Genomic DNA, 20,852 nt, shown 5'->3' on the forward strand with positions numbered 1-20,852 from the left:
GGCAGGTCGAAAGCGTGCCCTCGTAAAGTCTTCTGGAACTCCTCGCCCTAAGCCAGCGTTCGAGTTTCGACTTCCCCTCATTGGGTGGGCATCGCCATGCGTCCCGGTCTTGCTGCTGCGGCAGCGGTCATTGCGGTTGTGACCTCGTTCCACGCCGCGATGTGGCTATCCTTGCGTCCCGAGGCCAGCGCTCCGAACATCACGGACCGCTTCCAGAGCCTGTCCTTCGCCCCCTTCGGCCGGCACATGAGCCCCGAGGGCGAAGCCCCGACCAATGCGGCGCAGGTGCGCTCGGACATGGCAACCGTCGCCCCCTACACCCGCGGCGTGCGCACCTACTCTTCGACCAACGGCAAGGAGCTGATCGCCCCCATCGCGGGCGAGCAGGGCATCCGCGTCACCGCCGGCGCCTGGCTGAACAAGGAAACCGATTCCTCGGGCGTCGTGATCCCGAAGGCGAAGGCCGGCAATGAGCGCGAGCTCGAGAACGTGGTGCAGGTTGCCAAGCAGAACCGCAACGTCGAGGCCGTGGTGGTCGGCAACGAGACCATGTTGCGCGGCGACATGCAGGAATCCGAACTGGCAGCGCTGATCCGGAAGGTGAAGCGGCAGGTGAACGTGCCGGTAACCACGGGTGAAATCTGGAACACCTGGCTCGCCACCCCCGAGCTTGCCTCGTCGGTGGACTTCATCCTCGCTCATATCCTGCCCTACTGGGAGGACGTGCCGGCCGACCAGGTGGTGGACTACACCATCAATGCCTACAACCGCTTGCGCGCCGCCTACCCCGGCAAGCGCATCGTGATCGGCGAGTTCGGCTGGCCCTCGCACGGATATAACCGCGGCGCCGCCGTCCCCGGACCGATGGAGCAGGCGAAGATCATCCGCGACTTCGTCGCCCGCGCCGACGCTCTTGGAATTGAGTACAATATCATCGAAGCTTTCGACCTGCCGAAGAAGCAGAACGAAGGCTCGGTCGGCCAGTATTGGGGCATGTTCGACGCCGACCGTACGCTGAAATTCCCCCTGACCGGACCGATCTTCGAGAAGACCTACAACCAGACCGCCACTCTCGCGCTCCTGCTCGGCGTATTACTGACCCTGCCGCTGCTGCGCATGCGCGACCTCTCGGTTTCGCAGGGCTTCGTGCTCGCCGCCTCCGCGAGCGGGGTTGCCGCGTGGCTCGCTCTGGTTGTCGACTACTGGCTCAACCACTACGTCACGGGCGGCGACTATGTCACCCTCACGTTGAGCGTGGTCATGCTCGTGCCCCTCGTCTTCGTGCTGCTCTACCGCATCGAGGAGCTGGCGGCGGTCGCGTTCGGCCGCGGCCCGCGCCGTCTGGTGGAGGCGCAGAAGCCCGCTGCACCCTCGCGCTTCCCCAAGGTGTCCATCCACGTGCCCGCCTATCGCGAGCCGCCGGAGATGCTGAAGCAGACCATCGATGCCCTGGCGCGCCTTGAGTATCCGAACTTCGAGGCCATCATCATCGTCAACAACACGCCGGACCCGGCGATGGTGGAGCCGGTGCGCGCCCATTGCGAGCTCTTGGGCGAGCGCTTCAAGTTCATCAATGCGGAGAAGGTCTCGGGCTTCAAGGCCGGCGCCCTGCGCATCGCGCTTGAGGCGACCGCCCCCGACGCCGAGATCATTGGCGTGATCGACGCCGACTATGTGGTCACGCCCGACTGGCTGAAGGATCTCGTGCCGGTGTTCGAAGACCCGACCGTCGGCCTCGTCCAGGCACCGCAGGACCATCGCGACGCCGTCCGCAGCCCGCTGCACGAAGCCATGAACGCCGAATATGCCGGCTTCTTCGACATCGGCATGGTGCAGCGCAATGAGGACGACGCGATCGTCGTGCACGGCACCATGTGCCTCATCCGCCGCGCGGCGATGATGGAGGCCGGAAACTGGTCGTCCGACACCATCTGCGAGGATACCGACCTCGGCCTCTCCATCGCCGAGAACGGCTGGAAGACCCATTACACCCGCAAGCGCTACGGCTATGGCCTGCTGCCCGACTCGTTCGAGGCGTTCAAGAAGCAGCGCCATCGGTGGGCCTACGGCGGGTTCCAGATCATCAAGAAGCACTGGCGCCGCTTTCTGCCCGGCCGCTCGCGCCTGACCACCGCCCAGAAGCGCCATTTCGTGCTCGGCTGGATCTCATGGCTCGGGTCGGAATCGGTGGGCGCATTGGTTGCGGCGGCCTCCCTCGCCTTCGTGCCCTTCGTGCTTCTGTTCGGCGTGTCCGTTCCGGCGCACGTGCTGACGTTGCCGATCATCGCCACCTTCGTCGTCTACGTGCTGCATTTCATCAGCCTCTACCGTCTGCGAGTGGCCACCACGCCCATGCGCATGGTGGGAGCTGCGGTGGCGGCGAGCGCGGTACAGTTCACGGTGGCGAAGGCGGTGCTTGACGGCTTCCGCTACAAGGATCTCGCCTTCGCCCGCACGGCCAAGGGCAACAACTGGCTCGCCGGCGCGGCGCGCTCCTTCCCGGCGCTGCCGGAAGCCAGCATCGGCATCCTGTTGCTGCTCGCCGGCATTGGACTGCTGGTGCTGAATAATATGCCCGGCGTGGCGCTGACCAAGAACGACTGGCGCCACATCCGCGAGATCAACCTCTATGGCGTTGCGCTGATGGTGCAGAGCCTGCCGTTCGTGGCGGCAGCCCTGATCGGCGCCTTCGAGCCCTCACGCTTCAATGACTTCGCCCTGTGGCGGGCGGTCAGCGCCCGGCTCGCCGCGTTGCCCCGCCGGCTCGGCCTCAGCCCTCCCCCGGCCGTGGCCGACTGAACCAAACCCATCCCGATAAAAGCGCCCGGCCCGTGCCGGGCGTTTTCTTGTCCGCTCCCTCGCGGCCTCTGACGTCTCAGACGGAGATTTCCCCGCCGGCTGCGCCGACCTAAAACAGGGGCATGATCATCCCTGCTCCGCCCCCCGTCCTCATCCTTGCCGGCGGTCTCGGCCGGCGCATGGACTCCCCCGCCCAGGGCGCGCCTCAGAAGCCGCTGGTTCATCTCGGCGGCCAGCCGCTGCTCTCCCATGTGATCGACCGCATGCGGCCGCAGGCGGGCCAGCTCCTGCTCAACGTCAACGGCCCATCCGATGACTACGCCGCCTTTGGACTCCCTTTGATCCCCGATCCCGTTCCCGGCCATCCGGGACCGCTCGCCGGGGTCGCCGCGGGGCTGGAGTATCTGGCGCGCACAGCCCCTGCCGCCTTCCTCGTCAGCGTCGCCGCCGATACACCCTTCCTCCCCATGGACCTCGTGCGGCGGCTGGCCGACAGACACAGCGAGACGGGCGGCGTGGTCTGCGCCGGATCCGGCGGCCAGCGCCATCCGGTCATCGCCGTCTGGCCGGCCACGGTTCTCGCCGCGCTGCAAGAGAGCCTGAAGGAGGGACGGCTTAAAGTCGGGCTTTTCCTCGACGCCCTAAACGCCGTAACAGTGGTCTGGGACAGTAACCTAAACGACCCGTTCTTTAACGTGAACACGCCGGAAGACCTTGCCATTGCAGAGATTCGCCTCTCTGCCCGGCAATGAAGCATGGTCATGCTTGCGGCAGGAATGGGGAGGGTTTAGGACTGCACGACGGCGGCTTCGCATTCGCGAAGATGCCGGAGCGGAGACGGACTTGCCGCTCGGAGACTTGCCGCTCGGGCAACCGGACCGCCACCTCCGGGCACCCGCCGACATCCGGGTCTGTCCGCGCACAAGGATGAGGGATCCATGGACGCCACCACCAACACCGGCGCGAAAGCCGCCAAGCTTAGCTTGGGGGAGAAGAGCTGGGATCTGCCGATCCACGAGGGCAGCATTGGCCCCGACGTGGTCGACATCTCCAAGCTCTATGGCCAGACCGGGATGTTCACCTTCGACCCCGGCTTCACTTCCACGGCCTCCTGCGAGAGCAAGATCACCTATATCGACGGTGACGAAGGCGTCCTGCTCTATCGCGGCTATCCCATCGAGCAGCTGGCCGAGCACGGCGACTTCCTCGAGACCTGCTATCTGCTGCTGTACGGCGAGCTGCCGACCGCCGCGCAGAAGGCGGAGTTCGACGATTCCGTCACCCGCCATACGATGGTTCACGAGCAGATGACCCGGTTCTTCCAGGGTTTCCGCCGTGACGCTCATCCCATGGCCATCATGGTTGCGTCGGTGGGAGCGCTCAGCGCCTTCTATCACGACTCGACCGATATTTCTGACCCGACCCAGCGCCTGATCGCATCCATCCGCATGATCGCGAAGATGCCGACGCTGGCGGCAATGGCCTATAAGTATTCGATCGGCCAGCCGTTCGTTTATCCCAAGAACGATATCGACTATACGTCGAACTTCCTGCGCATGTGCTTTGCGGTGCCGTGCGAGGAATACAAGGTCAATCCGATCCTCTCGAAGGCGATGGACCGGATCTTCATCCTCCATGCCGACCACGAGCAGAATGCGTCCACCTCCACGGTGCGCCTCGCCGGCTCCTCCGGCGCCAATCCCTTCGCCTGCATCGCCGCCGGCATTGCCTGCCTGTGGGGCCCCGCCCATGGCGGCGCCAACGAGGCGGCCCTCAAGATGCTGGCCGAGATCGGCTCGGTGGATCGCATCCCGGAGTACATCAAGCGCTCCAAGGACAAGAACGATCCGTTCCGCCTCATGGGCTTCGGCCACCGGGTCTACAAGAATTACGATCCGCGCGCCAAGATCATGCAGCAGACCTGCCACGAGGTTCTCAACGAGCTCGGCATCAAGGACGATCCGCTGCTCGACGTCGCCGTGGAGCTGGAGCGCATCGCCCTCTCGGACGACTATTTCATCGAGAAGAAGCTCTATCCCAACATCGACTTCTACTCGGGCATCACGCTGAAGGCGATGGGCTTCCCCACCACCATGTTCACCGTGCTGTTCGCCCTCGCCCGCACCGTGGGCTGGATCGGCCAGTGGAAGGAAATGATCGAGGATCCGGGCCAGCGCATTGGCCGTCCCCGCCAGCTCTACACCGGCGCCGCCCAGCGCGACTACATCGCCATGTCCAAGCGCAAGTGAGCGTCTGACCACCAAAGACGATTGACGAGAACGCGGCCTTCGGGCCGCGTTTTTCGTTTCGGCGTCGTTCAGAAGAGGCGGTACGCTCAGACGGGCGGCGGCAGGGCGGCGGCGCGGCCGTCCCGGGCAAGGCGCAGCACGACCTCGGCTGCCCGCTCGCTCGGGCTTGGCCCCGCGATCCCGAAGATGCCATCGAAGCTGGCAAAGGCTGCCTCCTGCCGCGCCCGCTCAGGCGTATCCGACAGGAGCTTGCCGAGGGCGTCGGTCAGCGCCGGCACAGTGCAGTATTCCTGCAGGAACTCCGGCACCACATTCTCCCCCGCCACCAGATTGGCGAGGATCACCGTGGTCCCCTTCAGCACCCGCCGCCCGATCTGCGCCTCAAGCCAGCCGATGCGATAGGCGGCCACATGGGGAATGCCCGCAAGGGCAAGTTCAAGCGTCACGGTGCCGGATGCAGCCAGCGCCGCGCGCGCAGAGCGGAAGGCGGCGAGCTTCTCGCGCTCCGAGGTAACGACACGCGGCTTCAGCGGCCAATCGGCGATGGTCTCGCGCACCAGCCCCTCCAGCCGGGGCAGCGTGGGCAGCACCAGTTCCATTTCGTGACGGCGGCCCACGGCGGCGAGGGCGGCGCCGAAGTCCACCCCGAGACGCACGATCTCGCGCCGCCTGCTGCCGGGCAGCACCAGAACCAGCGGCGGATCTGCCCGCCGTCGCGCCGCCTCATTGGCATCAGGCCGCAACGCGTCGAGGCGCTCCAGCAGGGGATGGCCCACATAGAAGGTCGGCGGACCTCCCAGCCGACGGTGCACCTCGGGCTCGAACGGCAGCAGCGCCAAAAGCGCATCCACATAAGGCCGCATGGCCGGCGCACGGCCCGGCCGCCATACCCAAACGGTGGGCGAGACGTATTTCACGATGGGAATGTCGCGGTTGCGCGCCCGTACCCGCGCCGCCACCCGGTGAGTGAAATCCGGCGCATCCACCAGCACCAGTACGTCTGGCGGGTCGGCCAGCACCGCCTCCACCGTCTCCCGCAGACGGCGCAGGATGGTGGGCAGCTTTCCGAGTACGGCGGCGATGCCGATGGCGGTGAGGTCCTCCATGGGATAGAGGCTGTGCAGCCCCGCACCCGCCATGCGACCGCCCCCGACCCCGCGGAAGGTCGCGCCCGGCGCCCTGGCCGCGAGCGCTTCCATCAAGGCTCCGCCCAGCTGATCGCCGGATTCCTCGCCCGCGACGATGAACACCCGCGGCGGGTGCGTGGCTGCCACGTCGCTCACGCTGTCGTCTCCGCGATGCCGATAACGAACAGGCCGGCGGCATCCGCAGCGGCCACAAGGGCCTGCGCATCCGGCACGATCGCGCCGCCCGCCTCGAAGGCGATACCGGCGAGCCCTACCTCGGCCGCTCGCTCCACGGTCTTCGGACCGAGGGACGGCAAATCCACCCGCCGATCCTGGCCGGGCTTCGGCGCCTTCACCAGCACGCCGCGGCGCGCCGGGAACCGCAGCCGGCCGGAACGGCGCATCTCGCCGTATCGGGCGAGCATCTGGTCGGTGCCCTCCGCCGCCTCCACCGCGGCGACGAGGCCGTCCACCACGATCACCCCCTGCCCCACGTCGAATGGACCGAGCGTCCGGATCAGATCGAGCCCCCGCGCCAGGTCGACGCGGTCCTGGGCCGATGGGAGCCGGGCGCCGAGCACCCCCTCGGGCAGCAGCAGACGGGGCGCCACTTCGTGGGCGCCAACGAGGGTAAACCCCTGTTCGGCCACGAGCCCCAGAACGCCAGAAAGCAGATGATTGTCGCCGCCACGGAACAGCCGCGCGATACGCGGCAGCAGGCGCAGCATGGTCCAGTCGAGACCAAGGTCGGACAGCCGTGGCCGCGTGAGGCCGCCAACCATCACCACCTCGCGCACACCGAGCGCCCGCGCCCAGCTGGTAACCCGCCCGAGCGAGCCGAGGCGAAACCACTGGTGGGGAAAGCGCTCCAGCGCCGGATCAGCGAAGCCTCGGATCAGGAAGAAGATCACCTCCCGCCCCTCGGCCGCTGCGGCCTCGGCCACGGCCGCAGGAAACGCGCCGCTGCCGGCGACGATGCCGAGCGGTCCCCGCGGACCACGGGCGGCCGGGGCGTCGCACGGACTGGGGACCGGACCCTTCGTCCGCCCTTGCCCGTCATCCCCCGGAAGGCCCAAGGCTCAATCCTCCTTGATGACGCCTCGCGCCGGCTGGCAGATCGGGCGCTTGCGGTCGGCGTCGATGAAGTCGATCACGGCGGCAGCGAAGGAAGACTGGCCGGCCATGTCCCGAACCTTGTCGAGCCGCGCGTCAAACGTGCCCTCGCCGAAGAACAGGTCGCGATAGACGGCGCGGGCGGCGTGCAGGTCCGACTTGCTGTAGCCGCGCCGCTTCATGCCCACCACATTGAGGCCCACAAGCTTGCCGGCCTGGCCAAGCACGTTGGCGAAGGGGATCACGTCCTCGCGCACGCCGGTGAGGCCGGAGATCATGCATTGGGCGCCGATGCGGGTGAACTGATGCACGGCGCATTGGCCGCCGAGGAAGGTGAAGTCCCCCACGCTCACATGCCCGCCAAGCACGGCATTGTTGGCGAACACCACCTGGTCGCCCACGGTGCAGTCGTGGCCCACGTGGGATCCGGTCATCATCATCACACCGTTGCCGATGCGGGTGATGCCGCCGCCGCCCGCCGTGCCCGTGCTCGCCGTGGCGTGTTCCCGGATGACACATCCGGCGCCGATCTTCAGCTCCGTGCGCTCGCCCTTGTAATGCACCGACTGGGGCGGCGTGCCGAGGGAGGCGAAGGAAAACACTTCCGTGCGCGCACCGATGGTGGTGGCACCCTGGATGTTGACCAGACCGTGGATCTTCACCCCGCCTTCGAGCACCACGTCCGGACCGATGATGGCGTAGGGACCGATCTCCACATCATCCGCGAGCCCCGCCGGGTTCTCCACCCGGGCGGTGGGGTCGATCTTCGCCACTAGCTGTTCTCCACGATCATGGCGCCGACCTTGGCCTCGGCCACCAATTCGCCGCGCACCTTGGCCTCGCCGCGATACCACCACATGTTGCGGCGGCGGCTGATGCGGGTCATATGGTATTCGAGCACATCGCCGGGCATCACCGGGCGGCGGAACTTGGCCTCGTCGATGGTCATGAAATAGACCAGCGACGGCTTCTCCTTGTTTTCCTTGCCCAGCACGCAGACCACGCCCGCGGTCTGCGCCATGCCCTCGATGATGAGGACGCCCGGCATCACCGGATTGCCCGGGAAGTGGCCGAGGAAGTGGGGCTCATTGGCCGTGACGTTCTTGATGCCGACGCAGGAGAGGTCGGCGTCGATCTGCTCGACCCGGTCGACCATCAGCATCGGATAGCGGTGGGGCAGGCAGGCGAGCACCTTCAGGATGTCCGCGCTACCGAGCGCCTTGGGCGTCTCGGCGTCACCGGCCGCGATGGTTGCGGCCCCACCCTCGAGCGTGGTTTGCGTCATTCCTGCGATCCTTCCCCTTCCTCGTCGTCATCCCTGCCGCGGCGGGCGCTGGCGGCGGCGAGGCGCTTCAGCGTCGTCACCTCGCGGAACCACTCGCGCACCGGCTTCGCCGGCGATCCGCCCCAGCGCACGCCGGGAGGAACGTCACCCTTCACGTTGCTCGACGCGGCAATCTGCGTGCCGGCGCCGATGGTGACGTGGCCCACCACGCCCACCTGCCCGCCAAGCATCACGAAGTCGCCGAGCGTGGTGGAGCCGGAGATTCCAGTCTGGGAAACGATGATGCAATGGCGCCCGAGCACGACGTTGTGGGCGATCTGCACCAGATTGTCGATCTTGGTCCCTTCGCCGATCACCGTATCCGTGAGTGCGCCCCGGTCGATGGTGGTATTCGCGCCGATCTCGACCTGATCCTGGATCACGACGCGACCGAGCTGCGGCACCTTCACATGACCCGCCGGGCTTGGCTGATAGCCGAAGCCGTCGCACCCGATGCGCGTGCCGGCGTGGATGATGACGCCGTTCCCGACATAAGCGTGCACGATGCTGGCGCCGGGACCAACCGTCGACCCGCGCCCGATGCGCACATGGGGACCGATGATGGCGCCGGCACAGATGACGCTACCCGCGCCGATCTCCGCACCCGGACCGATGACCGCGCCGGGATCCACCGTCACCCCATCCTCCAGCCGCGCCTTGGGATGGACCTGCGCACCCGGCGCGACGCCCTCATGGCCGAAGATGGGGAGGGGCCGGAGCGCCGCCGGGAACATGCGCCGGGACACGGCGAGGAAGGCCGCGGCCGGACGGCCAGCGATGAGCAGCGGCAGCCCGGCGGGCGCCTTGGCGGCGAAGCGCTCCGAGGTGATGACCGCGCCGGCTCGGACCGAGCCGAGCTTTTCGGCGAAGAGAAAGGTGTCGCAGAAGGCGAGCTCGTCCGGACCGGCGGTCTCGAGCGTTCCGAGGCCGCGGATGCGTCGGGCACCGAAAAGCGCCTCCTCCTCGGCGGAGGCCGCGGCGATCCGCGCGCCGGAAACGCTGGCGATTTCCGCGAGGGTCATCGGCTCGGGCAGCGGAAAGAAGAGGTCGTGGCTCATGGAAGACGATGCTCGGGCGCCGGAGGGGTCAGCAGGAGCGCTTTCGAGCGAGGGGAAAGCCGGCTCGCGGCGTGAAACGCACCCCAGCCATTAACCAGAATGCCTTCCCGACGCAATGCGCCGGGAAGGCATTCGGAAGGTCGCGGCCGCGGACTAATGCCCGCGCAGGATCAGAAGCGGGTGCCGCCGGAGAAGCGGAACGCCTGGGTCTGGTCGTAGGTCGCCTGCGAGAGGACCCACGCGTAGTCGAACCGCAGAGGACCGAAGGGCGACTGCCAGATCAGGCTGACGCCGACCGAGGAGCGGATGGCGTTGTCGTCAAAGACGCAGACGTTGTTGTAACCCCACGTCTTGGACGATTGGACACCCGAGCAATTTACCAGGTTCGGATTGCCATAATAGTTGTCCTTGTCCCACTTGGGCACGGCCGGAAACTTCGTCGGTCCGCCGTAATCGAACAGCGAGCCGGCGTCCGCAAAGATCGCGCCCTTCATGCCGATGTCCTTGGGCAGGAAGGTGAAGGGGAACTGGATTTCGGCCGAGACGCCCCAGTAGGTGGTGCCACCGAGCGCGTTGGTCTCGCCTTCAACGCAATTGTACCAGATCGGCGTGCCCTTGTTCGACGCTGCGCAAGGGGCAATGTCGCGAGGGCCAATACCGGACGGGGCGAAGCCGCGCACGAGGTTCGGGCCCATATAGAAATTGTCGAGCACGTCCAGTTGATCGCCGCCCCATGAGGACACGTAGCCGGCTTGGCCGCGCAGGATGAGGACGCTGTCGCCGTAGAGGGGCGTGTAGTGGCGGATGTCACCGGTGGTGCGAATGAAGTTGACGTCACCGCCTACGCCCGCGAAGTCCTGCTTCAGCTCAGCATAGAAGCCCTGGGTGGGGTTCAGGTTGTTGTCGAGCGAGTTGAACGACAACGTGTAACCAAGCGCCGAGGTCACCGTCGCGCCCTGGAAAGCAGCGTCGCGGATAGCCCAAGAGATGGAGTCGAGGCAGTAGGAGTAATAAGCCGCCGTGGCGGTGTAGTCGTCACACAGCTCAATTTCGCGCTGGTAGAGGTTGTAGCGCAGCGCCAGCGTCACCTCGTCGGTGATGGGCAGGCCGAAGCGCAGGCCACCGCCAATCGTGTTGGTGCCGTAGGGCGTGTAGCTCGTGGTCTGCGTCTCCTTCCAGTACAGGTCGAAGCCGGCCGCGAGGCGATAGCCGAGGAAGTAGGGCTCGGTGAAGGAGAATTCCGCGCCCTGCGAGTTCTGGCCGAGGGTGCCGGAGACCTTCACATACTGGCCGCGGCCCAAGAAGTTCTTCTCACCCAGCGAGATTTCACCGATGACGCCGTCCGAGGTCGAGTAGCCGCCGGAGACGGCGAACTCGCCCGTGGGCTGATCTTCCACGTCCACCACCAGGATCACGCGATCCGGAGCGGAGCCCGGCTCGGTGGCAATCTTGACGGTCTTGAAGTAGCCGAGATTGCGCAGACGGCGCTCGGCGCGGTCCACCAGCACGCGGTTGTAGGCATCGCCTTCGCCGATATCGAACTCACGGCGGATGACGAAGTCGCGGGTGCGGGTGTTGCCACGGATGTCGATGCGCTCGATGTAAACCCGCGGGCCTTCTTCGACCATGAACACCACGTTGATGCGCTTCTGCTCGAAGTCGCGGTCACCGCGGGGACGGACCTGAGCGAAGGCATAGCCGCTCTTCGACACCTCGATGGTGAGGTTCTCGACCGACTTCTCCACGAGCTCGGCGTTGTAGATCTGGCCTTCCTGGGCCCGCAATCCGCGCCGCAGGGAGTCACCCGACACGTCGCGGATGTTGGACACCACGTCGACCTTGCCGAAGCGGTACTGCTCGCCCTCATCCAGAGTGAAGGTTAGGATGTAGCCGCCGCCCGCCGGATCCACCTCTGCTGTGGCCGCGATGATGCGGAAGTCGGCGTAGCCGTTCTTCAGATAGAAGCGGCGCAGCAATTCCTGGTCCGAATTGACCCGGTCCGGGTCATAGACGTCCGTGGACTTGAGGAACGACAGCCAGTTGGTCTGCGTGGTCGAAATGACATCGCGCAGCTTCCAGTCGCCGAAGGCCTTGTTGCCGACGAACTTGATGTCCTTGATGCCGGTCTTGTCGCCCTCGGTGATCTCGAACACCAGATCCACGCGGCCATTGCCACGGTCGATGGTGACCGGATTGACCCGCACGTCACTGCGGCCGGAGCGCCGGTAGACCTCGATGATGCGCTGGGTGTCGGCCTGAACGGTAGACCTGTTGAGCGGGGCGCGCGGCTTGGACTGAACCTCGCCCTCCAGCACCTCGTCCTTGAGCTTGCGATTGCCCTCGAAGACGACGCGGGTGATGACCTCATTCTCGGCCACGCGCACCACGATGCGGCCGCCGGACTGGGAGATCTGCACGTCGGAGAAGAGACCGGTGCCGTAGAGCGCCTTCCAGGCTTCGTCGATCTTGCCGGGCGTGTAGGGACCGGAGCCGAAATAGGACCGGATGGTATCCGAATCCACGCGACGGTTGCCTTCCACCACGATGGAACTGGACTGCGCCGCGGCCGGAGCCGCCACAATGAGGGACCCGGCCACCGTCGCGCCGGTGACGCACACGGCGAGACCCAGGGCGGCGGCCAGATTTCTCAGCACTCGAAGCGGAGCAGTCATATGGTGCGCAACCTTGAAATTTCGTTGTTCTCGAACCCGTCGCCCTTGCCGGACAACTGCCCGGGCACAGGGACGGATTCTCACCCTGCGATGCCGCTTGTACAGGCTTTTACCGCAGGTGCAAACCGAACCGCGGCCGAAGCCTGCCCTTTTCCGGAGACCGTTGCCCGCTCGACACGACCCCGGGGCGGCAAATCAAAAACCCTTACATCGCAGCAATATGCAGGACATCATTCCAGGTGGCGAAGATCATCAGCATCAACACCAGCGCGAGGCCGATACGAAAGCCGATGTCCTGCGTGCGGGCGCTCAGCGGACGGCCGCGGATCGCCTCGAAAGCGTAGAACAGAAGGTGGCCGCCATCCAACAACGGGATGGGAAAGAGGTTAAGCAGTCCGATAGAAACGGACAGCACTGCTGCCAGAGATAGGAGTGCCCCGATACCAAATGTCGCGACCTGACCCGAAACCTGGGCGATGCGGATGGGCCCGCCGAGCTGGTCGGCGGATTCGCGCCCGGCCACGAGACCGCCAAGGTAATCGAAGGTGCGGGCCACCACGAACCAGGTTTCCTTGACGCCCATGCCGAGCGCCTCGACCGGCCCATAGCGCTGGGTCGTCACGTCGCCGGAGGCGAGCGAGCGGGAGATTCCGAGCAGGCCGGTCCGGTGGGTGTTGCCGAAGGGGTCCTTAACCTCCTTCAGCTCGGGCGTGGCAGTAAGGGTGAGCTGGCTGTCGGCGCGCGACACGGTGAAGGCCAGAGGCTGGCCGGCATGGCCGCCGACGATGCGCTGCATGTCGGAGAAGCTCTCCACCTTCGCGCCGTCGATCTCAAGCACCAGGTCGCCCGGCTTGAAGCCCGCGATCTCGGCGGCGCTGCCCGGGGCGACCTGATCGACCCGGGGGGCGGTCACCTGCTTGCCGAACGCCATGAAGACGAAGGCGAAGATCACGATGGCAAGAAGGAAGTTGGCGATCGGCCCGGCGGCGACGATGGCGGCGCGCCAGCCCACAGGCTGAAAGAAGAAGCTCTCGCGCCGCTCGGCCGGCGTCATCTGAGCGAGTCGCGTCGCGTCGGGCGTGGAGGCGGCGTCCTCGTCGCCGAAGAAGCGTACGTAGCCCCCGAGGGGCACTGCGGCGAGGCGCCAGCGGGTGCCGTGGCGGTCGGTGAAGCCGACGATCTCGGGCCCGAAGCCCAGCGAGAAGGTCAGCACCCGGACGCCCGCCCGCCGGGCGACCCAGAAATGCCCGAGCTCGTGGAAGAACACCACCAGCGTCAGGACGAACAGGAAGGGGATGACATAACCGAGAAGCGAGGATGAAAGTGAACCCAGGTGCGCGCCGAGACCGGAAATCACATCCATCTTTCGTTCCTCATCTGCGGGTCGGCCGTGACGGGGCGATCCCCCGCGCTTCGGCGCCCTCACGCACTTCATTCACCGCGGGCACGTTTCACATCCGGCGATGCCGGCCCACGTCCTCACTCGTCCTGCCCCACCGCCCCGAAAGCCATTCTGGCTCGCCAGCACTTCCCGAAGCTTGCTCCGGGGTTGAGGGGTATGCTGCTCTTAGGATGCCTTTGCGGCAAACTTAGGCAAGAGCGCGGCGGCAGTGCGACGCGCCAGCTGGTCCGCCTCCAGCGCCTCGCCGACGCTGGCCGGCGCCGGGCCGCCGTTGATGCGGTCCAGCGTCGCCTCCACGATCTCAGTGATTCCATAAAAGCCGATCCGCCCTTCGAGGAAGGCGGCTACGGCGATTTCGTTGGCCGCGTTGAGGATGGTGGCACAGACGCCACCCTGCCCCAGCACAGAGCGCGCGAGCGACAGCGCGGGGAACCGCGCCTCGTCCGGCGCCTCGAAGGTCAGGCGGCCGAGGGCCACCAGATCCAGACGGCGGCAGGACGTGGCAACGCGGTCCGGCCACGCGAGGCAATGGGCGATGGGCACGCACATATCCGGCAGGGCAAGGCCCGCGGCGACCGACCCGTCGATGAAGGAAACGAGGCCGTGCACCACCGATTCGGGATGCACCACCGCCTCCAGCCTCTCCGCCGGCACGGCGAACAGGTGCTGGGCCTCGATGAGCTCCAGCCCCTTGTTCATCAGCGTCGCGGAATCGATGGTGATCTTCGCGCCCATCGACCAGTTGGGATGCTTCAGCGCGTCCTGGGGTTTCGCCCGGGCGATCTCGTCGCGGCTCTTCTGGCGGAAGGGACCGCCCGAGGCGGTCAGCGTGATCTTCTCCACCGCCTTGGCGGGGCCCGAGGCGAGCGCCTGGAAGATGGCGTTGTGCTCGCTGTCCACCGGCAGGATCTCGGTGCCGAGCCGCGCCGCCTCGGCCATGAAGAATGCGCCGGCGGCGACCAGGCACTCCTTGTTGGCGAGGGCTACCCGGCGTCCCGGCGCGAAGGCCGCAACGGTCGGGGCGAGGCCGGCGCAACCGACGATGGCGCTGACCACCATGTCGGCGTCGCGCCGCGCCGCCTCCATCACCGCCTCGGGCCCGGCGCCGCTGGCGATGCCGGAGCCCTCCAGCGCCGCCTTCAGCGCGGCGCCCCCGGCCGGATCCGAGAGTGCGGCGAAGCGCGCGCCCAGCGCCCGCGCGGTCTCGGCGAGCGCCGCCGCATCGCGACCGCCGGCCACCGCCTCCACCTGATAGAGCTCGGGCGCATCCGCCAGAACCTTGCGGACGCTGTGGCCGATGGAGCCGGTGGCCCCGAGCACGGAGAGACGTTTCATGAAAAGCGTCCTACCACAAAAGCAGCGCCGCCGCCGGATCGCTCGGCCCCCGCAGCACCGCCACCACGGCGGCGGCGGCGGCGGCGGCGGCAAATCCATCCAGACGGTCGAGCAGGCCACCGTGGCCGGGAATGAGCTGGCTCGCGTCCTTCACGCCGAACAGCCGCTTCGCGGCGGATTCGGCCAGGTCGCCCCCCTGGCTGACGACGCTGAGCACCAGAGCCAGCCCCGCGAGGGGCAAGAGCGCCGGCAGCCCGGCGGCGAGGCCAACCAGCACGCCGGCGAGGGTGCCGGCGAGCGTTCCACCGGCCGCGCCCGACCAGGTCTTGTTGGGGGAAACGCGGGGCCAGAGCTTGTGTCCGCCCAGCGCGCGGCCGGTAAAATAGGCGAAGATGTCCGTGGCCCACACGATGGCGCACAGGAAGAGCACCGCCACGAGGCCGAGGGAGGACGTGCCCCGCAGCACCACCACCGGCAAAGCCGCGCTCGCCGCCACCAGCATGCCGGTCATGGCCCAAACGCTCTGGCGCGGCACGGCGAGGGTGCAGGCCGCAGCGCCCAGCGCCGCGAGGCTGAAGGCCCAGGACGGCTCCGCCAGCACCGCGAGCAGACCCGCGCCGGCCAGCACCGCGCCGCCGATGCCCACGTAGACCGCGTGATTGTCCAGCCGGGCGAGCCCCGCCCATTCGTTGAGGATGAGCCCGCCGGCCACGACCCACAGGATGGCGAAGGCGATACCACCGAGCCACGCGGCGGCCAGCACCACCGGCACCAGGACGAGGGCGGAGAGGGTGCGGGACTTGAGATCGGCGCCGAAATGCACGGGCATCAGGGTCCGGGGCGGGCGGTCACGCCGCCGAACCTTCGGTCCCGCCGGGCATATTCGTCGATGGCGGAGAGCAGGGCCGCCTTGTCGAAGTCGGGCCAATAGATGGGCAGGAAGACGAATTCCGAATACGCTGCCTGCCACAGCAGGAAATTGGACAGGCGCTGCTCGCCGGAGGTGCGCACGATGAGGTCGGGATCGGGGATGCCCGCCGTCTCGAGCCGCTGGGAGATCATCTCCACGTCCACGTCCTGCGGCTTGAGCCGGCCGGCGGCCACATCCGCCGCGATGCGCGACACGGCGGCGGCGATCTCCTGGCGCGAACCGTAGTTGAAGGCGACCACCAGGGTCAGGCCTCCGTTGCCGCAGGTGAGGGCCTCCGCATCGTCGAGCAGGGCGCGGATGTCGGGGGCAAGCCCTTGCCGCTCGCCGATCACCTTCACCCGCACATGGGCACTGTTGAGCTCGGCGAGGTCGTGGCGCAGGAACAGCTTGAGGAGGCGCATCAGCTCGGTGACCTCGCCCGGGGGGCGGGACCAGTTTTCCGAGGAGAAGCTGTAGATGGTGAGGAAGCGGATGCCGATCTCGCGGGCCGCACGAACGCAGCGGCGCAGGGCCTCGACCCCGCGGCGGTGGCCCTCCACCCGCGGCAGCTTGCGCGAGGTGGCCCAGCGCCCGTTTCCGTCCATGATGACGCCCACGTGCACGGGAACGCGCGGCGCCACGGCAGGCGCGACCGTCCGATCAGGGACGGCGGCCTCGCTCGCGGCGCGCAGGGTCATGGCTTGCTCGGGGCTCACACCTTGTTCCTCAACCGCGTCCTGAACTCGTTGGAGAAGCGCGTACCGGCCTCGTCTCGCAGGTCGCCGCCCGCCGCTGCGCTCAGACCGCCATGATTTCCTTTTCCTTGTGGGCCAGCGTCTGGTCGATCTCGGCGATGGCCTCGTCGGTCGCCTTCTGGACATCCTTGGACAGGCGATCGAGTTCATCGGAACCCATCTCGCTGTCCTTTTCCAGCTTCTTCAGAAGGTCCATTCCGTCGCGGCGGACGTGACGAACGGCAACCCGGGCCGCCTCGGCATATTTGTGCGCGACCTTCACCAGCTCCTGGCGCCGCTCCTGGTTGAGCTCGGGAATGCGAAGGCGCAGGACCTGACCTTCCGTCGCCGGATTGAGTCCGAGGTTCGAGTCGCGGATCGCCTTCTCGACGGCGCCAACCATGCCGCGGTCCCACACCTGCACCGAGAGCAGCCGGGCCTCGGGCACCGAGACGGTGGCCACCTGGTTCAGCGGCATGCGCGCGCCATAGGCCTCGACGGTGATGGGGTCGAGCAGGCTCGCGGAGGCACGACCGGTGCGCAGTCCGCCCAGCTCGTTTCCGAGCACGCCGATGGCGCCCTGCATGCGGCGCTTGATATCGGCCATGTCGAAGGTCCCGGTGGTCATGGCTATCCTCTGTCTTCAGATCTCGGGCACGCTTCCTTCGCACGGAAACGTTTCAGATTCCATGCGCGGGCGCGGCCGGCTTCGGGGATCGCGCGCTGCGCCGCAGCTTCCGCAATGGCAAGGCGGCGCGGCTTTTCGGTGGCGGGAGAGACGGGCGCGGCTGCATCGGCGCAGGGGTTCCATGCCGGCACACCGGAAATCGGTTCGCGGACAGGATACCGACCGCGGCCATGGCCGCGCGCCCTCTCCCGGCTCAAGCGGAAACGCCCCTGCCCCATCGCCCCTCACCCGTGCCCGACGGAAGATGCCGTCGCTGCCGTGCCCCGCCCCAGGGGCATGCGGCCCTCCCCCATCCCATCCCTTGCGGGAGGGGCCGGCGAGGACCCTGCGCGCCTGCCTTACGGAGCCACCACGGTGACGCGGCCTTCACCCTTGGCCGCCGTGGCGATGGCACCCGGCTCGCGAATGGAGAACACGATTATCGGCAACGCCGCCTCGCGGGCAAGCGCGAACGCTGCCGCATCCATCACCTTGAGATCGCGGGCCAGCGCCTCGTCGTGGGTGATGCGCTCATAGCGGGTAGCAGAGGGATCCAGCTTGGGATCGGCGGTGTAGACGCCGTCCACATTGGTGGCCTTCAGCACCGCGTCGCAATCGAGCTCCGCGGCGCGCAGAACCGCACCCGTATCCGTGGTGAAGTAGGGATTGCCGGTCCCGCCGGTCAGGACGACGATGCGCCCGCGCCGCAGATGTCGCATGGCCGGCTGGCGGGCGTAGGGCTCGCATACCGTGGGCATGGGAATGGCGGAGAGCGTGCGTGCCGGGGCGCCGGCCGCCTCGATGGCCCGCTCGAGGGCGAGGCCGTTCATCACCGTGGCGAGCATTCCCATGTGGTCGGCAGTGGCGCGATCGAGATTTTCGTCCGCCACCCGCGCACCGCGCAGGATGTTGCCGCCCCCCACCACCACCGCCACTTCGCACCCCGCGGCGCGCGCGGCCACGAGGTCGCGGGCGATGCGGGCGACGGTAGGCGGGTGAAGGCCGAACGGCTCGGCGCCCATCAGGGCCTCGCCGGAGACCTTCACCAGAATGCGGGGATAGGGCAGGCCCGGCGCCGCGAACGGCGCCGGGGGCTCTGGATAGTCCGAATCGTCGCTGACGGCAGCGGTCATGGGAGCCCCCTCCCCGCTGCGATCAGGACTGGCCGGCGGCGGCGGCCACCTCGGCCGCGAAGTCGGTCTCTTCCTTCTCGATGCCTTCGCCGAGCGCATAGCGCACGAAGCCGGTGAGCTTGACCGGAGCGCCGACCTGGCCTTCGGCCTCCTTCAGCACCTGCGAGACCGACTTGGAGCCATCGTGCACGAAAGCCTGGTCGAGGAGGGTGTTCTCCTTGAAGAAGCTCTTCATGCCGCTCTCGGCGATCTTGTCCTGCACGTTGGCCGGCTTGCCCTGGTGCTTCTCCAGCAGGATCGCCTTCTCGCGGGCGATGGTCTCCTCGGAGATGCCGGAGGAATCGAGGGCGAGCGGGTTGAGCGCCGCGACGTGCATGGCGATCTGGCGGCCGAGGGTGGAGAGCTTCTCCACGTCGCCCTCGGATTCCAGCGCCACCAGCACGCCGATGCGGCCCTGGCCCTCGACCACGGCGCCGTGCACGTAGCTGGCGATGACGCCCTTGGAGACGGTGAGCTTGACCGAGCGGCGCAGGGTCATGTTCTCGCCGATGGTGGCGATGAGCGCGGTCAGGCGCTCTGCCACGGTCACGCTCTCGCCTGGGAAGTGGGCGGCGGCGACGGCCTCGGTGGAGCCGTCCGTCATCAGGGCGACCTTGGCCACCTCGCGCACGAAGGCCTGGAAATCGGGGTTGCGGGCGACGAAGTCGGTCTCCGCATTCACTTCCACCGCGGCGGCGTAGTGGCCCGACGATTCGACCGCGACGAGGCCCTCGGCGGCCACGCGGCCGGCCTTCTTAGCGGCCTTGGCGAGGCCCTTCTTGCGCAGCCAGTCGATCGCGGCCTCGATGTCGCCGTTCGTCTCGGTGAGCGCGGACTTGCAGTCCATCATGCCTGCGCCGGTCTTGTCGCGCAGTTCCTTCACGAGCCCGGCGGTGATCGCTGCCATGTTAAATCCCTTCTTCTCGCGCCACGGCCGGCCACGGTTCGCCCGAGCCGGCCGTGGGGGCGCCCCGGGCGCCCCATTACTCTCGATTCGCTATCAGATCTGCGACAGGTCCGGGTGACGCGCGGTCACTCCACCTCGGCAGACATTTCCTTGGCCTGGGCGATCCAGCCGTCGACGCGGCCGGGCAGGCCCACTTCCTCGCCGATGCGGTGGGCGTCGACCGCGTCGAGCCCGGCGATCTGGCCGAAGTGGAACACGCCGAGGTCGTTGAGCTTCTGCTCGATCTCGGGGCTGACGCCGGTGAGCTTCTTCAGGTCGTCGGCGACGCCGCGCGGACCCGACAGGGGCTCGAAGGTCGACCAGGCGCTGGTCTCGGCCGGCAGATCCTCCACCAGCGGGGCCTCCTCGGCGCCGACGTCGATGCCGAGGTCGGTGTGGCCGCGGCCGATACCGTCGATGGCGGCGCGGGCGACGAGGTCGCAATAGAGCTGGATGGCGCGGCCGGCGTCATCGTTGCCCGGCACCGGGAAGGCGATGCCGTCGGGATCGCAATTGGTGTCGAGGATGGCCGCCACCGGGATGCCGAGGCGCTGCGCCTCCTTCACGGCGATGTCTTCCTTGTTCGTGTCGATCACGAACAGCAGGTCCGGCAGGCCGCCCATGTCGCGGATGCCGCCGAGGGCCTTGTCCAGCTTCTCCTTTTCACGGGAGAGCGTCAGGCGCTCCTTCTTGGTGTAGCCGGACGACGCCTCGGGGGCGGCCAGCATCTCCTCCAGCTTCTTCAGCCGGGCGATGGAGTTGGAGATGGTCTTCCAGTTGGTGAGCATGCCGCCGAGCCAGCGGGAGTTCACATAATACTGGGCCGAGCGGCGGGCGGCGTCCGCCACCTGCTCCTGGGCCTGACGCTTGGTGCCGACGAACAGCACGCGGCCGCCCTGGGCCACGGTGTCGGACACCGCCTGCAGCGCGCGATGCAGCGCCGGCACGGTCTGCGACAGGTCGAGAATATGGATGTTGTTGCGAACGCCGAAGATGTACGGAGCCATCTTGGGGTTCCAACGGTGGGACTGATGTCCGAAGTGCACGCCAGCTTCGAGAAGCTGACGCATGGAATAGTCGGGAAGCGCCACTTTGGTATTCTCCGGTTGAGCCTCCGCGGACGTACCCCCGCCGATTGGAGGGGGCACCGGATGGCCGAAAGGGCCTTGTGTCCGCGTGCGGAATGGGTGGGGCACATACACGAGGCAGGCGGCCGAAGCAAGGCCGCAGGCCCCGTGCGGTATCGCGCTGCAATCCCCGCGCTCGGGTTTACGCCCTTCGCCGTCCGGGCGAAAGGGCGCCCGCTCTAAAGCAGCAGGCCCGCGCGAGGGATTCGCGCGGGCC

The 20,852-nt window shown here is 67.5% G+C and carries 17 protein-coding genes; 3 read left to right on the forward strand and 14 right to left on the reverse strand.

The window, feature by feature from the left end; translation table 11 throughout:
* Positions 1-96 precede the first annotated feature (96 nt).
* The 3 genes from ABLE93_RS08385 to gltA all read left to right on the forward strand — a co-directional run bounded on the left by ABLE93_RS08385 (position 97) and on the right by gltA (position 5,048).
* On the forward strand, positions 97-2,799 hold the full coding sequence (locus ABLE93_RS08385; protein ID WP_348839233.1) for a glycosyltransferase: 2,703 nt from the start codon (positions 97-99) through the stop codon (positions 2,797-2,799).
* A gap of 122 nt (positions 2,800-2,921) precedes the next feature.
* The gene (gene mobA / locus ABLE93_RS08390) at positions 2,922-3,551 is read left to right on the forward strand and encodes a molybdenum cofactor guanylyltransferase MobA (RefSeq protein WP_348839234.1); all 630 of its coding nucleotides are present in this window, start codon (positions 2,922-2,924) and stop codon (positions 3,549-3,551) included.
* A gap of 186 nt (positions 3,552-3,737) precedes the next feature.
* Positions 3,738-5,048 carry a citrate synthase gene (gltA, locus tag ABLE93_RS08395; protein ID WP_348839235.1) on the forward strand — a complete coding sequence of 437 codons (1,311 nt, stop codon included), beginning with the start codon at positions 3,738-3,740 and terminating at the stop codon, positions 5,046-5,048.
* Between the two features lie 86 nt (positions 5,049-5,134).
* Here the strand turns inward: gltA and lpxB are convergent, their stop codons facing one another.
* The 14 genes from lpxB to ABLE93_RS08465 all read right to left on the reverse strand — a co-directional run bounded on the left by lpxB (position 5,135) and on the right by ABLE93_RS08465 (position 20,599).
* On the reverse strand, positions 5,135-6,331 hold the full coding sequence (lpxB, locus tag ABLE93_RS08400) for a lipid-A-disaccharide synthase (protein ID WP_348839237.1): 1,197 nt from the start codon (positions 6,329-6,331) through the stop codon (positions 5,135-5,137).
* Entirely contained in the window at positions 6,328-7,251 is a 924-nt protein-coding gene (locus tag ABLE93_RS08405) for an LpxI family protein (protein ID WP_348839238.1), read from the reverse strand. Before ABLE93_RS08405 ends, lpxB begins: the two co-directional genes overlap by 4 nt.
* A gap of 3 nt (positions 7,252-7,254) precedes the next feature.
* Complete coding sequence (gene lpxA / locus ABLE93_RS08410) at positions 7,255-8,061, reverse strand: acyl-ACP--UDP-N-acetylglucosamine O-acyltransferase (protein WP_348839240.1); 807 nt, start codon at positions 8,059-8,061, stop codon at positions 7,255-7,257.
* Entirely contained in the window at positions 8,061-8,573 is a 513-nt protein-coding gene (fabZ, locus tag ABLE93_RS08415; RefSeq protein ID WP_348839241.1) for a 3-hydroxyacyl-ACP dehydratase FabZ, read from the reverse strand. Before fabZ ends, lpxA begins: the two co-directional genes overlap by 1 nt.
* Entirely contained in the window at positions 8,570-9,670 is a 1,101-nt protein-coding gene (gene lpxD / locus ABLE93_RS08420; RefSeq protein WP_348839242.1) for a UDP-3-O-(3-hydroxymyristoyl)glucosamine N-acyltransferase, read from the reverse strand. The genes fabZ and lpxD overlap by 4 nt, the downstream gene beginning before the upstream one ends.
* A gap of 170 nt (positions 9,671-9,840) precedes the next feature.
* Positions 9,841-12,342 carry an outer membrane protein assembly factor BamA gene (gene bamA, locus ABLE93_RS08425; RefSeq protein ID WP_348839243.1) on the reverse strand — a complete coding sequence of 834 codons (2,502 nt, stop codon included), beginning with the start codon at positions 12,340-12,342 and terminating at the stop codon, positions 9,841-9,843.
* 205 nt (positions 12,343-12,547) lie between these two features.
* Positions 12,548-13,705: an RIP metalloprotease RseP gene (rseP, locus tag ABLE93_RS08430; protein WP_348839244.1), complete on the reverse strand. Its 1,158-nt coding sequence runs from the start codon at positions 13,703-13,705 to the stop codon at positions 12,548-12,550.
* Between the two features lie 204 nt (positions 13,706-13,909).
* Positions 13,910-15,079 (reverse strand): 1-deoxy-D-xylulose-5-phosphate reductoisomerase, encoded by a 1,170-nt coding sequence (gene dxr / locus ABLE93_RS08435; RefSeq protein WP_348839246.1) that lies wholly within the window; start codon positions 15,077-15,079, stop codon positions 13,910-13,912.
* Between the two features lie 10 nt (positions 15,080-15,089).
* A complete protein-coding gene (locus ABLE93_RS08440) occupies positions 15,090-15,908 on the reverse strand; it encodes a phosphatidate cytidylyltransferase (protein WP_348839247.1) in 819 nt (272 codons plus the stop codon).
* A complete protein-coding gene (locus ABLE93_RS08445) occupies positions 15,908-16,687 on the reverse strand; it encodes an isoprenyl transferase (protein ID WP_348839365.1) in 780 nt (259 codons plus the stop codon). The genes ABLE93_RS08440 and ABLE93_RS08445 overlap by 1 nt, the downstream gene beginning before the upstream one ends.
* A 100-nt stretch (positions 16,688-16,787) precedes the next feature.
* Positions 16,788-17,351: a ribosome recycling factor gene (gene frr / locus ABLE93_RS08450; protein WP_348839248.1), complete on the reverse strand. Its 564-nt coding sequence runs from the start codon at positions 17,349-17,351 to the stop codon at positions 16,788-16,790.
* A 398-nt stretch (positions 17,352-17,749) separates the two neighbouring features.
* Positions 17,750-18,523 (reverse strand): UMP kinase, encoded by a 774-nt coding sequence (pyrH, locus tag ABLE93_RS08455; protein ID WP_348839249.1) that lies wholly within the window; start codon positions 18,521-18,523, stop codon positions 17,750-17,752.
* A 22-nt stretch (positions 18,524-18,545) separates the two neighbouring features.
* Complete coding sequence (tsf, locus tag ABLE93_RS08460; protein WP_348839250.1) at positions 18,546-19,469, reverse strand: translation elongation factor Ts; 924 nt, start codon at positions 19,467-19,469, stop codon at positions 18,546-18,548.
* Between the two features lie 125 nt (positions 19,470-19,594).
* Positions 19,595-20,599, reverse strand: coding sequence for a 30S ribosomal protein S2 (locus ABLE93_RS08465; RefSeq protein WP_348839251.1), 1,005 nt, complete (start codon positions 20,597-20,599; stop codon positions 19,595-19,597).
* Positions 20,600-20,852 lie beyond the last annotated feature (253 nt).

Source organism: Xanthobacter pollutisoli, assembly GCF_040044995.1.
Classification (GTDB): Bacteria; Pseudomonadota; Alphaproteobacteria; order Rhizobiales; family Xanthobacteraceae; genus Xanthobacter.